Source organism: Enterobacter cloacae complex sp. IR53030, assembly GCF_049238365.1.
Lineage (GTDB): Bacteria > Pseudomonadota > Gammaproteobacteria > Enterobacterales > Enterobacteriaceae > Enterobacter > Enterobacter kobei.
In genome coordinates, this window is record NZ_JBMKHA010000012.1 from 23,719 (window position 1) to 37,856 (window position 14,138).

The 14,138-nt window shown below is 55.3% G+C and carries 14 protein-coding genes; 5 read left to right on the forward strand and 9 right to left on the reverse strand.

All coding sequences use genetic code 11. The features are described from left to right. The first annotated feature begins 6 nt into the window (after positions 1–6). A complete protein-coding gene (gene secA, locus ACOTXR_RS13525; RefSeq protein WP_014882550.1) occupies positions 7–2,712 on the forward strand; it encodes a preprotein translocase subunit SecA in 2,706 nt (901 codons plus the stop codon). 57 nt (positions 2,713–2,769) lie between these two features. Beyond that, positions 2,770–3,162 carry an 8-oxo-dGTP diphosphatase MutT gene (mutT, locus tag ACOTXR_RS13530; protein WP_014882551.1) on the forward strand — a complete coding sequence of 131 codons (393 nt, stop codon included), beginning with the start codon at positions 2,770–2,772 and terminating at the stop codon, positions 3,160–3,162. A 33-nt stretch (positions 3,163–3,195) separates the two neighbouring features. Here mutT and yacG read toward each other — a convergent pair whose 3' ends face one another. The 3 genes from yacG to coaE are packed head-to-tail and all read right to left on the reverse strand — an operon-like array spanning position 3,196 to position 4,763. After that, positions 3,196–3,390: a DNA gyrase inhibitor YacG gene (gene yacG / locus ACOTXR_RS13535; protein WP_014882552.1), complete on the reverse strand. Its 195-nt coding sequence runs from the start codon at positions 3,388–3,390 to the stop codon at positions 3,196–3,198. 9 nt (positions 3,391–3,399) lie between these two features. After that, positions 3,400–4,143, reverse strand: coding sequence for a cell division protein ZapD (zapD, locus tag ACOTXR_RS13540; RefSeq protein WP_058690727.1), 744 nt, complete (start codon positions 4,141–4,143; stop codon positions 3,400–3,402). After that, positions 4,143–4,763: a dephospho-CoA kinase gene (gene coaE, locus ACOTXR_RS13545; RefSeq protein WP_058690728.1), complete on the reverse strand. Its 621-nt coding sequence runs from the start codon at positions 4,761–4,763 to the stop codon at positions 4,143–4,145. Before coaE ends, zapD begins: the two co-directional genes overlap by 1 nt. 228 nt (positions 4,764–4,991) lie before the next feature. Between coaE and ACOTXR_RS13550 the strand changes: the two genes are divergently transcribed. Next, entirely contained in the window at positions 4,992–6,035 is a 1,044-nt protein-coding gene (locus ACOTXR_RS13550) for a GMP reductase (protein ID WP_014882555.1), read from the forward strand. Positions 6,036–6,073: 38 nt separating this feature from the next. Here ACOTXR_RS13550 and hofC read toward each other — a convergent pair whose 3' ends face one another. The 4 genes from hofC to nadC all read right to left on the reverse strand — a co-directional run bounded on the left by hofC (position 6,074) and on the right by nadC (position 10,145). After that, the gene (gene hofC / locus ACOTXR_RS13555; RefSeq protein WP_058690730.1) at positions 6,074–7,258 is read right to left on the reverse strand and encodes a protein transport protein HofC; all 1,185 of its coding nucleotides are present in this window, start codon (positions 7,256–7,258) and stop codon (positions 6,074–6,076) included. Continuing rightward, complete coding sequence (gene gspE / locus ACOTXR_RS13560; RefSeq protein WP_058690731.1) at positions 7,248–8,630, reverse strand: type II secretion system protein GspE; 1,383 nt, start codon at positions 8,628–8,630, stop codon at positions 7,248–7,250. Before gspE ends, hofC begins: the two co-directional genes overlap by 11 nt. Positions 8,631–8,640: 10 nt before the next feature. Next, on the reverse strand, positions 8,641–9,078 hold the full coding sequence (gene ppdD / locus ACOTXR_RS13565; protein ID WP_058690732.1) for a prepilin peptidase-dependent pilin: 438 nt from the start codon (positions 9,076–9,078) through the stop codon (positions 8,641–8,643). 173 nt (positions 9,079–9,251) lie between these two features. Continuing rightward, positions 9,252–10,145, reverse strand: coding sequence for a carboxylating nicotinate-nucleotide diphosphorylase (gene nadC, locus ACOTXR_RS13570; protein ID WP_058690733.1), 894 nt, complete (start codon positions 10,143–10,145; stop codon positions 9,252–9,254). 87 nt (positions 10,146–10,232) lie between these two features. Between nadC and ampD the strand changes: the two genes are divergently transcribed. Further along, positions 10,233–10,784 (forward strand): 1,6-anhydro-N-acetylmuramyl-L-alanine amidase AmpD, encoded by a 552-nt coding sequence (gene ampD / locus ACOTXR_RS13575; protein ID WP_023332089.1) that lies wholly within the window; start codon positions 10,233–10,235, stop codon positions 10,782–10,784. A gap of 9 nt (positions 10,785–10,793) precedes the next feature. Further along, positions 10,794–11,648 (forward strand): beta-lactamase regulator AmpE, encoded by an 855-nt coding sequence (gene ampE, locus ACOTXR_RS13580; protein ID WP_023332090.1) that lies wholly within the window; start codon positions 10,794–10,796, stop codon positions 11,646–11,648. An 18-nt stretch (positions 11,649–11,666) separates the two neighbouring features. Here the strand turns inward: ampE and ACOTXR_RS13585 are convergent, their stop codons facing one another. Both ACOTXR_RS13585 and ACOTXR_RS13590 read right to left on the reverse strand, forming a co-directional pair. Beyond that, positions 11,667–12,617: a family 43 glycosylhydrolase gene (locus ACOTXR_RS13585; RefSeq protein WP_050862975.1), complete on the reverse strand. Its 951-nt coding sequence runs from the start codon at positions 12,615–12,617 to the stop codon at positions 11,667–11,669. Positions 12,618–12,627: 10 nt separating this feature from the next. Next, positions 12,628–14,025 carry a glycoside-pentoside-hexuronide (GPH):cation symporter gene (locus ACOTXR_RS13590; RefSeq protein WP_014882563.1) on the reverse strand — a complete coding sequence of 466 codons (1,398 nt, stop codon included), beginning with the start codon at positions 14,023–14,025 and terminating at the stop codon, positions 12,628–12,630. Between the last annotated feature and the right edge of the window lie 113 nt (positions 14,026–14,138).

Sequence of the window (14,138 nt, forward strand, 5' to 3'; positions counted from 1 at the left end):
TTTATTATGCTAATCAAATTATTAACTAAAGTTTTTGGTAGTCGTAACGATCGTACACTGCGCCGTATGCGCAAAGCTGTCGCTGTCATCAACGGTATGGAACCGGCGATGGAGAAGCTCTCCGATGACGAGCTGAAAGCAAAAACCGTGGAATTCCGCGCGCGTCTGGAAAAAGGGGAAACCTTAGAAAGCCTGATCCCGGAAGCCTTCGCCGTAGTGCGTGAAGCGAGTAAACGTGTGTTTGGCATGCGTCACTTCGACGTTCAGCTGCTGGGTGGTATGGTGCTTAACGAGCGCTGCATCGCGGAAATGCGTACTGGTGAAGGTAAAACCCTGACCGCAACGCTGCCGGCTTACCTGAACGCGCTGACCGGTAAAGGCGTTCACGTGGTTACCGTCAACGACTATCTGGCCCAGCGTGACGCCGAAAACAACCGTCCACTGTTCGAATTCCTCGGCATGACGGTCGGCATCAACATGTCCGGCCTGCCTGCGCCAGCCAAGCGTGAAGCGTATAACGCGGACATCACCTACGGCACCAACAACGAATACGGCTTCGACTACCTGCGTGACAACATGGCCTTCAGCCCTGAAGAGCGCGTCCAGCGTAAACTGCACTACGCGCTGGTGGATGAGGTGGACTCCATCCTGATCGATGAAGCGCGTACCCCGCTGATCATCTCCGGCCCTGCCGAAGACAGCTCTGAGATGTACCGCAAAGTCGACAAAATCATTCCGCACCTGCTGCGTCAGGAGAAAGAAGACTCCGACACCTTCCAGGGTGAAGGTCACTTCTCCGTTGATGAAAAAGCGCGCCAGGTGAACCTGACCGAGCGCGGTCTGGTGAAAATTGAAGAGCTGCTGGTCGCTGAAGGCATTATGGAAGAGGGGGAGTCCCTGTACTCTCCGAGCAACATCATGCTGATGCACCACGTAACGGCTGCACTGCGCGCCCACGCGCTGTTCACCCGTGACGTCGACTACATTGTGAAAGACGGCGAAGTCATCATCGTCGATGAGCACACCGGCCGTACCATGCAGGGACGTCGCTGGTCTGACGGTCTGCACCAGGCTGTGGAAGCCAAAGAAGGTGTGGATATTCAGAATGAAAACCAGACCCTGGCGTCCATCACCTTCCAGAACTACTTCCGTCTGTACGAGAAGCTGGCGGGCATGACCGGTACTGCTGATACCGAAGCGTTTGAATTCAGTTCCATCTACAAGCTGGATACCGTTGTCGTTCCAACCAACCGTCCAATGATCCGTAAGGATATGCCGGACCTGGTGTACATGACCGAAGCGGAAAAAATTCAGGCAATCATCGAAGATATTCGCGACCGTACTGCCAATGGGCAGCCGGTTCTGGTGGGGACCATCTCCATCGAGAAATCTGAAGTGGTTTCCAATGAGCTGACGAAAGCAGGCATTAAACACAACGTTCTGAACGCCAAGTTCCATGCTAAAGAAGCGGATATCGTTGCTCAGGCGGGTTATCCGGCTGCCGTGACCATCGCTACCAACATGGCGGGTCGTGGTACCGATATTATGCTGGGCGGTAGCTGGCAGGCTGAGGTTGCTGAGCTGGAAAACCCAACGCCAGAACAGATTGCACAAATCAAAGCCGACTGGCAGGTACGTCACGACGCGGTTCTGGCTTCCGGTGGTTTGCACATTATTGGTACCGAGCGTCACGAATCTCGTCGTATCGACAACCAGCTGCGTGGCCGTGCGGGCCGTCAGGGGGATGCCGGTTCTTCTCGCTTCTACCTGTCTATGGAAGATGCGCTGATGCGTATTTTCGCCTCCGACCGCGTGTCCGGCATGATGCGTAAACTTGGCATGAAACCAGGCGAAGCCATCGAGCACCCGTGGGTCACCAAAGCGATTGCCAATGCGCAGCGTAAAGTGGAAAGCCGCAACTTTGATATTCGTAAGCAGCTGCTGGAGTATGATGACGTCGCGAACGATCAGCGTCGTGCGATCTACACCCAGCGTAACGAACTGCTGGACGTGTCCGACGTGAGCGAAACCATCAACAGCATTCGCGAAGATGTGTTCAAAGCGACCATTGACGGGCATATTCCACCGCAGTCTCTGGAAGAGATGTGGGATATCGAAGGCCTGCAGGAACGTCTGAAGAACGACTTTGACCTCGATCTGCCTATCAAAGAGTGGCTGGACAAAGAGCCTGAGCTGCACGAAGAGACGCTGCGCGAACGTATCTTTGAAACCGCGCTGGACGTTTATAAGCGTAAGGAAGAAGTGGTTGGCGCTGAGATGATGCGTCACTTCGAAAAAGGTGTGATGCTGCAGACGCTGGACTCCCTGTGGAAAGAGCACCTGGCGGCAATGGACTACCTGCGTCAGGGTATTCACCTGCGTGGCTATGCGCAGAAAGATCCAAAGCAGGAGTACAAGCGTGAATCCTTCTCCATGTTTGCGTCTATGCTGGAGTCGCTGAAGTATGAAGTGATCAGCACCCTGAGCAAAGTTCAGGTACGTATGCCGGAAGAAGTGGAAGCGATGGAACAACAGCGTCGTGAAGAAGCTGAGCGTCTGGCGCAGATGCAACAGCTGAGCCACCAGACTGACGAGAGCGAAGCTGCAGCGGCGATCGCCGCGCAGACTGGCGATCGTAAAGTGGGTCGTAACGATCCGTGCCCGTGTGGTTCCGGTAAAAAATATAAGGCCTGCCACGGCCGTCTGAGCTAAGTTCATAAGACAATGAAAAGGCGCAGATATCTGCGCCTTTTTTATGGAAGTGACAATATGAAAATACTGCAAATTGCCGTCGGGATTATTCGCAACCCGCAAAACCAGATCTTCATTACCCAGCGCGCTGCCGATGCCCATATGGCGAACAAATGGGAGTTTCCCGGTGGAAAAATCGAATCAGGGGAGACGCCGGAAGAGGCGCTGGTGCGTGAGCTTCAGGAAGAAGTAGGGATTACGCCAGTTGGCGCAACGCTGTTCGATAAGCTCGAATACCAGTTTCCGGACAGGCACATCACGCTTTGGTTCTGGCTGGTCGAAAACTGGGAAGGCGATCCCTGGGGAAAAGAGGGGCAACCCGGTAACTGGGTGGAGCTTCAGGCCAGTGATGCCGATAAATTCCCACCGGCAAATGCGCCCGTCATATCCCGACTGACGGACGACCTGTAGGCCTGCTAAGCGAAGCGCCAGCAGACTATAAAGCTATTGCTGCTCTTCACTCCAGTCATCGCTGTCCGAGAGATCGCCTTTGCTCGGAATGCGTTTCTCTTCCGCCGCCCATTCTCCAAGGTCAATTAACTGACAGCGCTTGCAGCAGAATGGACGGAACGGACTCATTTCGCCCCATACAACGGTTTTACCGCAGGTGGGGCAGTTTACGGTGGTCACTTCAGACATCGGCACTCCTTAACAACAGGCCAGTTCAAAATCGAGGCGTTCCGGCACGGTGCCATTCTCGCTGTCCAGAGGCATAAAGCGGATCGCAAAACGACTCTTATGCCCGGAAATCTGTGGGTAAAGCTGCTCGCCGAGCGATAAATTCAGACGCAGAAGATCGGCATCATCGCCGTTATCCTGATAGAAACCGTTCAGGCTGGTTTGCTTGCGGAACGGCGCCGAGTTACGGATGAGGTCGAGAATTAGCGACAGCGTCTGGTGCATGGGGGCGAGACTTTCCAGCCAGCTGTTCACCTGCGCATCACGCTGTGCTTGCGGCATATGCAGCCACATATGCAGCGTTGGCAGGTCGAAACTACAGCAGCCACCAGGAATACTCAGGCGCTGGCGCACCAGGCCGATCAGGCGATCTTCTCGCAAAAATTGCCCGACACGAGGTGCGGCCATCAGCTTACTGCTGCTGTTTTTAAGCTGCTGACGAAGTGAATCAATGCGGCTCTGATCCACGCCCGGCACTTCGGCCCAGGCCTGTAATTTACGCTGCTGGCGCTCCAGTTCTTTCAGAAGCTCTGTGCGGACGTCGCCCCGCTCAATGACATCCAGCAGATCCCCCACGTTGCGGAAGAAGTGCAACGCAGTGGCATGATCGCTGACGGGCAAATGTTGTGAAAGTTGTTGAATCAGAAATTCGATACGCAGCCAGGTACGCATTTTTTCGTTGAGCGGATGCTCAAAAAGGATGTGGGTCGACATTATGGTTTTTCCTGTGCAACGGCCTGCGCGGCGAACGCCAAATACTGCGCATGCAGGCGGGCAACATCCGATGCAATGGCATCTGGTGCGCCGTTATTATCAATAACATCATCCGCAACGGCAAGGCGCTGAGCGCGCGTGGCCTGAGCGGCAAGAATTTGTTCAGCCTGTTCGCGCGAGACACGATCGCGCGTCACGGTGCGCTGGATTTGCGTTTCAGGCGAGACATCAATGACCAGCACCCGATCGGCTTTATTGTGCAGCTGATTCTCTACCAGCAGCGGAACCACCCACAGAACATACGGCGAGCGGGCTGCGGCAATTTGACGCTGAGTTTCCTGGTGGATAATGGGGTGGAGCAGGGCATTAAGCCAGCGTTTTTCCGCAGAATCGGAAAAAATGCATTCGCGTAGCTTGCGGCGATTTAGCGTGCCATCTGCACTGATAATTGCCGGACCAAAATGGTTTTCGATGGCTTTTAGCGCGAGTGTATTGGGCTCTACCACCTGACGGGCAATGATATCGGCATCAATAATCGTGATACCCAGACGAGAAAATGCGTCCGCAACGGTACTTTTGCCACTACCGATGCCGCCGGTTAATGCGACGATATACCCCATTAAATCAAATCCTGGGAATTATTCATTATTAAAATCAGTTGGTTAAATTTCAAACGTGCTTCAGCCACTGTTTAGCCCTGTTTACCGGCTTTTTACCAGGTAAATTTATAGGATTGTAGCGTAAAAAAAGAGAATTTCGCAGTCTTGCGGAGCAGGTATTAGTGCGTATGATAGCGTCACTGGAGTTGTGCTTTTAACATATTTGCCTCTAACCCCAGGAATCCGCACATGCGTATCGAAGAAGATCTGAAGTTAGGTTTCAAAGACGTTCTTATCCGCCCTAAACGCTCTACACTGAAAAGTCGCTCAGACGTTGAACTCGAACGTCAATTCACCTTTAAACATTCCGGTCAGACCTGGTCTGGCGTGCCGATTATCGCCGCCAATATGGATACGGTGGGCACCTTCGGGATGGCAACCGCCCTGGCGCAGTTCGATATTCTCACCGCAGTGCACAAACACTACAGCCCGGAAGAGTGGAATGCGTTTGTTGCATCCGCCTCTGCGGATGTGGTGAAGCATGTGATGGTCTCCACCGGCACCTCTGATGCCGATTTCGAGAAGACCAAACAGATCCTGAATGCGAACCCGGCGCTCAATTTTGTGTGTATTGATGTGGCGAACGGTTACTCCGAGCATTTCGTGCAGTTCGTCAGCAAGGCGCGTGAGGCCTGGCCAACGAAAACCATCATCGCGGGCAACGTGGTGACCGGTGAAATGTGTGAGGAGCTGATCCTCTCCGGTGCCGACATCGTGAAAGTGGGCATTGGCCCGGGCTCCGTATGCACCACGCGCGTCAAAACCGGCGTTGGGTATCCGCAGCTGTCCGCCGTTATCGAATGTGCCGATGCGGCGCATGGCCTGGGCGGCCAGATCATCAGTGACGGCGGTTGCACCATGCCGGGCGATGTGGCGAAGGCGTTTGGCGGCGGCGCAGACTTCGTGATGCTCGGCGGTATGCTGGCCGGTCATGAAGAGAGCGGCGGCACCGTGGTGGAAGAAAACGGTGAGAAATTCATGCTGTTCTACGGTATGAGCTCTGAGTCTGCAATGACCCGTCACGTTGGTGGTGTGGCAAAATACCGTGCGGCAGAAGGCAAAACCGTGAAGCTGCCTCTGCGCGGCCCGGTTGAAAACACCGCGCGCGACATCCTGGGCGGCCTGCGCTCAGCCTGTACCTACGTGGGTGCCTCCCGTCTGAAAGAGCTGACGAAACGTACGACGTTTATTCGCGTTCAGGAGCAGGAAAACCGCGTTTTCAATAGCTTGTAATGGCTTTCGCTGGCGCATGTCTGTGCGCCAGCTATTGGCTATCCCGCGCTCATCGCATCCCCCAAATGGAAAATGGGCAAATACATTGCCACCACTAGCGTGCCGATGATGACCCCCGTGACAACCAGTAGTAACGGCTCCAGGAGTGCTGCCAGATTGTCGGCCAACTGAAAAGTTTGCTCCGTATGATGACGAGCAAGGTTTGCCAGCATAATGTCCAATGAACCTGACATTTCGCCCGTTCGTAAAAGCTGAATACAGAGCGGGGTAAACATTGCCGCTTTCTGAAAGGATGACCAGACGGGAAGCCCTTTTTCAATATCTTCGCGTATTCTGCGAAGGATCCCTTGCCAGTAGCGGCTTTCGACGGTCTCTTCTGCGCTCTCAAGCCCCTGTAAAAAGGCAATGCCTGCCTGCTGCGTGAGCGACAGTACGGTGAAGATCTGCCCCAGCTTTTGCCCTTTCGCCAGCGCCCCCATTACAGGTATATGCAGAAGAAATCGTTGCCAGCGAGGTGTGTGACGCAGAGTCCAGGCGGCGGCTACCGGAACAAGCAGCACCGCGAACAGTGCGAGAGCGTAGGACTGCATAAACGCGGATATACCCATCACCATCCGCGTCAGCGCCGGAAGGGGAGTGTTAAACGTTTTGTAGATTGCGGCGAACTCGGGCAACACCATGGTGACCATGGCGAGTACGACGAGTACCGCCAGCGTCAGGATGATCGCCGGGTAGCGCAGCGCTTTTTTCACTTTCTGACCGAGCTGCTGCTGCGCTTTTTGTTGCTGGGCGAGCTGGCGACAGCACTCTTCCAGCTTCCCTGTCAGCTCACCCGTTTTTACCATTGAGATATGCAATGGGGTAAAGACCGCGGGCCACCGCCTGAGCGCCTCAGAAAAAGGGCACCCTTCACTGAGTTCATCGGCAACGCTTTGCAGCAGTGCCCGCCACGGTTCTGATGGATGCTGGTCTGCCAGCATTTGCAGGCTATGCGCAAGCGTTAGTCCGGCCTGCAGCAGCGTGGCGAGCTGGCGAAACATCTCGTAGCAGTGATGAGGGCGCCAGCGGTGTCTCTGAGGGCATCGGGAGAGGGCCAGAGGATGCAGGTCGTTCCGCATTAGCCTGGTGAAGGCCGCGTTGCGGTCTGTGGCCCAGAGTGTCCCGCTTCGGGGTTCTCCTTCTGTGGAGAGGGCTCGCCAGCGCCAGAGGTGATTAGTGGCCATCGGGCATACCCAAAACACGCAATAATTCTTCGAGCGTGGTTAGCCCTTGCTCAATGGTCATACAGCCGTGTTCAAACAGCGAGATTAACCCTGCCTGCCGGGCACTGGCTTCTATCACCTCGGTGCCTGCCCCGCTGGCAATTGCCTGGCGCAGAGGGTTGTCGATTGCCAGTACTTCAAAAATCGCCACCCGGCCGTAAAAACCGTGATAGCAACGATCGCAGCCTGTGGCTTGCCAGCGGGGAAGTGGTCGCGGCCAAACCGGGCGGGGTAAGCCCGAATGCTCCCCGTTTTGCTGTCGGCAATGTGGACAAAGACGGCGAACCAGCCGTTGGGCAATCACCATAGAGAGTGCGGAAGAGATCATCCAGCGCGCGACGCCCATCTGCTCCAGGCGAATCAGGGTTTCCGTTGTCGAGTTGGTATGCAGCGTCGACAATACCAGGTGCCCGGTCTGCGCGGCATTAATAGCGATCTCTGCCGTTTCGCCATCACGAATTTCGCCGACCATAATGATATCCGGATCCTGACGCAGCAGCGCCCTTAGCACGCTCTGAAATGTCAGGCCCGCTCGCGGGTTAATCTGCGTCTGATTCAATCCCGCAAGCGGGATTTCAATGGGATCCTCTACGCTGCAGATGTTGACGTCAGGGGTGTTAAGCGCCTGTAACGCGCTATAGAGGGTGACGGTTTTGCCGCTGCCTGTGGGGCCGGTAACCAGAATCAGCCCCTGAGGCTGGTGCAGTGACGCAGTAAAACAGGCCAGTTGCTCAGCGCTCATGCCGAGTGCTTTCGGTTCAAGAGCCTGCTGAACCTGATGCAGCAGGCGCAGCACAATTTTCTCACCGCCGTTGCAGGGAAGCGTGGCGATACGAAACGAGACCGGCTCGTTTGTCAGCTCAATGGTAAACTGACCATCCTGCGGTAAGCGGCGTTCAGCAATATCCAGATTACCCAGCACTTTTAACCGGGCGCTGAGCATCGTTGCCAGCGCGGCGGAAAGCGGAGGTTGCGGGCAAAGTACGCCATCGATACGTAAGCGAATCTGGCACGCGTGCTCCATCGGTTCAATATGGATGTCGGAGGCGCGCTGGTTTATCGCCTGTTGCAGCGTGTGGTTGAGGATATCCACCGCGGAATGTGCCTGCGAAACGTTAGGCAGATGCGATTGCGCGCTTAACTGCCGATGCTTTTCCATGCGTTCAGCGCTCCAGCACTCGATATCAATCCGTTTCTGCGTTGCGAAGCGCAGGGCTTCCATCAGTTCAGGTGCGGGGCTTCCCACGACGGCGATGCTGACCATGTCACTGTTGCTGGTGAGCAGCAGAGCATGATGGCGAAGGCAAAGTGCCACGAGTTGATCTGTGTTCATTGTCCGCCCCTCAGTTATTGTCGAAGCGGAAGACGTCTTCACAGGCCTGCTTAAGCTCGCTGTCAGCACTGATGTTGCAGTCACGCGTCCAGCCTGTCATACCGTTGCCGTTATTCCACTGTGGCGTCATGGTCACCGTCAGTCCGTTGAGACTCTCCTGACCCGTCAAGGTCACGATCCCTTTTGCCACTTTCATTGCTGAGACGTAACGTGTCGTCGTCGGGGAAGGGATGCCGTTACTGCCTGCGTCACAGCTCTCCACGCCACCGTGATCGAGCGCGCAAAGCTCAATGGCAGTGCGATAGGGAATGAAGGTTTGCAGCATATCGGTGAGGGCGGCTTTACGCAGGTAGTTCTGATAGGCGGGAACGCCGATGGCGCTCAGAATCGCAATAATGCCAATGACCACCATCAGCTCAATGAGTGTGAATCCTTGTTGTCTGTCCATATCTGCTCCTTATGCAAAGTGGCGCTACTCTGGCAGCGCGAAAGGAGAGAAACGAGGGGCAAAAAAGGGAACGGGAAAGGGGCTTCAGAGAATTCATGCAGTGTTGCAGGGAAGAACAACGGATTTGCGAGCAGGACTGAAATTCCCCTCTCCGGGCGGAGAGGGGAAGCGTGTTATTTGAAGCGCATGGAGAGGTCAAGGGCGCGAACGTGTTTGGTCAGCGCGCCGACGGAGATGTAGTCCACACCGGTTTCGGCGAATTCACGGATCGTGTCGAACGTGACGTTCCCGGAAACTTCAAGCTGGGCGCGGCCGTTAGTCAGTTTTACCGCCTCGCGCATCTGCTCAGTTTCGAAATTGTCGAGCATGATGATATCGGCTCCGGCCTTAACGGCCTGCTCCAGCTCTTCCAGGCTTTCGACTTCCACTTCAACAGGGACGTCCGGGTGCAGCCAGAAGGCTTTCTCAACGGCCTGGCGCACGGAACCCGACGCAATAATGTGGTTCTCTTTGATCAGGAAGGCATCGGATAAGCCCAGTCGATGGTTGGCGCCGCCCCCACAGAGCACCGCGTACTTCAGCGCAGTGCGCAGGCCTGGCAGCGTTTTGCGGGTATCCAGCAGCTGAGTGTGGGTGCCGGCCAGGAGGTCAACATAGCGACGCACTTCGCTGGCGACGCCAGAGAACGTTTGTACAAAATTGAGCGCGGTGCGTTCGCCGGTCAGCAAGACGCGCGAGGGACCGTCCAGCTCGAACAGCGGCTGATTGGCTGTAATCGCATCACCATCTTCAACGTGCCAGGTCACCTGCACATCATCGCCCGCCAGTTGAGTAAATACCTCTTCAACCCAACGCTTGCCGCAAAAAACGCCCTCTTCACGGGTAATAATGACCGCGTGGGAACGTGTCTCTTTTGGCAATAATTGTGCGGTAATGTCTTTATCGGCATTCACGTCACCCCCAAGGTCTTCTTTTAACGCATGGGCAACGCTTGCCGGAATATCCATATTAATACGTTCCAGAAGTGCTTCACGTCGGTGGTCGGGGTTGTAGCGGCGAGGCGGCATGATAAAACTCCAAATTGGTAACGAATCATAATATTGAAACATGCTACTCTGAACCGAGTCATTGCACCATACAGAAGGAGTTCCAGCATGTTGTTAGAAAACGGATGGCTGGTGGATGCGCGGCGTGTACCCTCGCCGCACCACGATTGCCGCCCGGAGGATGAAAAGCCCACACTGCTGGTGGTTCATAATATTAGTCTCCCGCCGGGTGAATTTGGCGGCCCGTGGATCGATGCGTTATTCACGGGAACGATAGATCCCAATGCCCATCCTTTCTTCGCTGAGATTGCGCATTTGCGCGTGTCGGCTCACTGTCTGATTCGTCGTGATGGTGAGGTGGTTCAGTATGTTCCTTTTGATAAGCGCGCCTGGCATGCCGGGGTGTCGATGTATCACGGGCGCGAACGGTGCAACGATTTCTCCATTGGGATCGAGCTGGAAGGCACGGATACTACGCCCTACACCGACTCACAGTATCAACAATTAGCGGCTGTGACCCGTACGCTTATCGGACTCTACCCGGCAATCGCCGACAACATTACCGGACACAGTGATATCGCTCCGGCGAGAAAAACCGATCCTGGCCCGGCATTTGACTGGCCCCGCTTTCGCGCCATGCTCACCGCGTCGTCAGAATAAGGAGATACCATGACGTTGTTTACCATGCTGCTGGTTATCATCGCTGAACGTCTGTTCAAGCTCGGTGAGCACTGGCATCTGGATCACCGGCTGGAGGTGTTATTCCGCCGCATCAGGCACTTTTCCATGCTGCGCACGCTGCTTATGATGGCGGGTGTGATGGTGATTACCTTCCTGCTGCTGCGCGCGCTGTACGGACTCTTTTTCAATGTGCCGCTGCTGGTGGTGTGGATCCTGCTTGGCGTGCTGTGCATTGGTGCGGGCAAGGTGCGTTTGCACTACCACGCTTATCTTAAAGCGGCCTCCCGCGATGATGCCCACGCGCGCGGTGCCATGGCGAGCGAACTGACGATGATCCACGGCGTGCCGCCGGATTGCGACGAGCGCGAGTTCCTGCGCGAGCTGCAAAATGCGCTGCTGTGGATTAACTTCCGTTACTACCTCGCGCCGCTGTTCTGGTTTGTGGTGGGCGGCCCGGTGGGACCCGTCTTGCTGATGGGGTACGCGTTCCTGCGTGCCTGGCAGACCTGGCTTGCCCGTTATCTGACACCGCATGAACGTTTGCTCTCCGGCATTGATGCCATCCTGCATGTGCTCGACTGGCTGCCGGTGCGTCTGGTGGGTGTGGTGTACGCGCTCATTGGCCACGGTGAAAAAGCATTGCCAGCGTGGTTTGCGTCTCTGGGCGACCGGCACACCTCGCAGTATCAGGTGTTAACCCGTCTGGCGCAGTTTTCCCTGGCGCGAGAGCCGCATACCGACAAGATTGAAACGCCAAAAGCGGCGGTTTCAATGGCAAAGAAAACGTCGTTTGTGGTGGTGGTGGTTGTGGCGCTGCTGACCATTTACGGCACGCTGGTGTAAGCCAGCGTGCCGCAAACGCTATAGCGTATCCGCAGGCGGGATGCCGAAATCAGGCATCCCGCTTTCGTCCCAACGAACACGCTTCAGTCGGGTATGGCGATTCGGATCGTACAGCGGGTCGCCCTCAATTTCGGTGTAATTCCGCGCGTGATACACCAGCACATCTTCCCCTTCCGGCGTTTGCGTAAAGCTGTTGTGACCCGGGCCGTACTGACGATTTTCGTAGCTGGTAACGAACACCGGACGCGCAGATTTGTGCCAGTTCGCCGGCTGTTGCGGATCGGCATTCAGGTCTATCCACAATAACCCCATGCAGTAGTTCTCATCGGTGGCGCTAGCGGAGTAGCTGATAAACAGCTTGTCGCCGTGAACCAGCACCGCCGGACCTTCATTAACCAGAAATCCGCGGCATTCCCAGTCATATTCAGGTTTACTGAGCATCACCGGCTCGCCTTTCAGCGTCCACGGATTTTCCATTTCACACAGATAAAGGTTGGAGTTTCCGGCGATATCCGGCGCTTTTTGCGCCCACAGATACCAGCGTTTCCCCTGATGGACAAAGGTGGTGGCATCGAGGGCGAAAGTGTCGAATGGCGTTTTTATTTGCCCCTTCTCGACCCACGTACCGGCGAGCGGATCGCTGTCGGTACACTCCAGCGCAAACATTCGGTGCTGGAACATGCCGAGGCTATCAAGCGCCTGGGTGTGCGTCGCGGCAAAATAGATATACCACTTCCCGTCGATGTGATGCAGTTCTGGGGCCCAAATCAACTGGCTCATTGGACCGGTGTCGGGTTTGCGCCAGACCACTATCTCTTCGGCGCTGTGCAAGCCCTCCAGCGAGTCAGCACGGCGGATAGCCAGCCTGTCGTACTCCGGCACGGAGGCAATAAAATAGTATTGCCCCTCATGATGTAAAATGTATGGGTCGGCGCGTTGTTCAATAAACGGGTTTGGCCAGGTTTGCATGCAACTTTCCTTATTTTGTCTCTGCGGCTTTGAGTTCCTGATAAGCGTTCAGCTCGCGGTAGTTGGCGCGGCGCTTTTCCAGATCGGACTGGATCATCTTCATGGTTTCGCGGTCCACTTTCAGCAGGCGTACAACGCCCGCGGTAATTAAGTATCCAACGCCAGGAATAACGGTAAACAGCAGTACGATACCGTTAATGGCCTCCGCGCTTTGCGCTTTTGCGCCTGCGTCGTAACCGTACCAGGAGAGCAGAAAACCGACCATTGCCCCGGCAATCGCCAGACCCAGCTTCAGGAAGAAAATGTTGCCGGAGAAGCTGATCCCGGTGATGCGTTTCCCGGTTTTCCACTCGCCGTAGTCATCCACGTCAGCCATCAGCGACCAGTGCAGCGGAGACGGGATCTGGTGCAGGATGTTCAGCAGAACGTAGAGCACCACGATGGTGACGGTGGCTTTCGGGTCGAAGAAATAGAAGGCGCAGGAAAATATTGCCAGCACGATATTGGTCCAGAAGAAGACCTTCAGTTTACACCAGCGGTCGGTCAGCACTTTTGCCAGCACGCTGCCAAGCATCATGCCGATAACCCCCAGGCTGATAAACACGGTGGCGAAGTGGGTGCTCTGGCCCATCACCCAGGTGACGTAATACATGGTGGCCGCCATGCGGATAAAGCCCGGACAGACGTTGCAGAGCGTCAGGAGCAGAATGCGCACCCACTGGTCGTTTTTCCACACGTCTTTCAGGTCGTTTTTCAGCTCGTCGTGGGTCTGCACCGCCGGGCGCACGCGCTCGCGCACGGTGGCGAAGCAGAACAGGAACATGCAGGTGCCAATCAGCGCCAGTACGGTCATTGCCATCTGGTAGCCTTTGGCTTTGTTATCCCCGCCAAACCAGTCGGCCATCGGCAGCAGCGTCAATGACAGCAGCAACGTGGCGATGCCGACCAGCACGAAGCGGTAGGACTGGCAGGCCACACGCTCTTTCGGATCGTTGGTGATCACCCCTCCTAACGAGCAGTAAGGGATGTTGATGGCCGTATAGGTTAATGAGAGCAGGAAGTAGGTGACAAACGCATAGATAACTTTGCTGTTATAGCTCCACTCCGGTGTGGTGAACATCAGAATACTGAACAGCGCGTAGGGGAAGGCAATCCACAGTAGCCATGGACGAAAACGGCCATATTTACTGCGGGTGCGGTCGGCAATTGCCCCCATGATAGGGTCGGTGACGGCGTCAATCACACGGACCGACAGCAGTAAGACCCCCACCAGCGCAGGCGCGAGGCCAAATATGTCGGTATAAAAATAGTTAACAAACAGCATGATGGCGCCAAAGATGATGTTGCAACCTGCATCGCCCATCCCATAGCCGATCTTTTCTTTTACTGACAGTTTAGCGTTATCCATAGACTGCTCTCCGGGTTTCGGTATGGAGAGAATTATTTGCTGGCAAACGAATATATGCGTTGCAGTATCAGGGCGGTGATATGGATAAAAACGCTGTAGGGATGAAAGTGTGA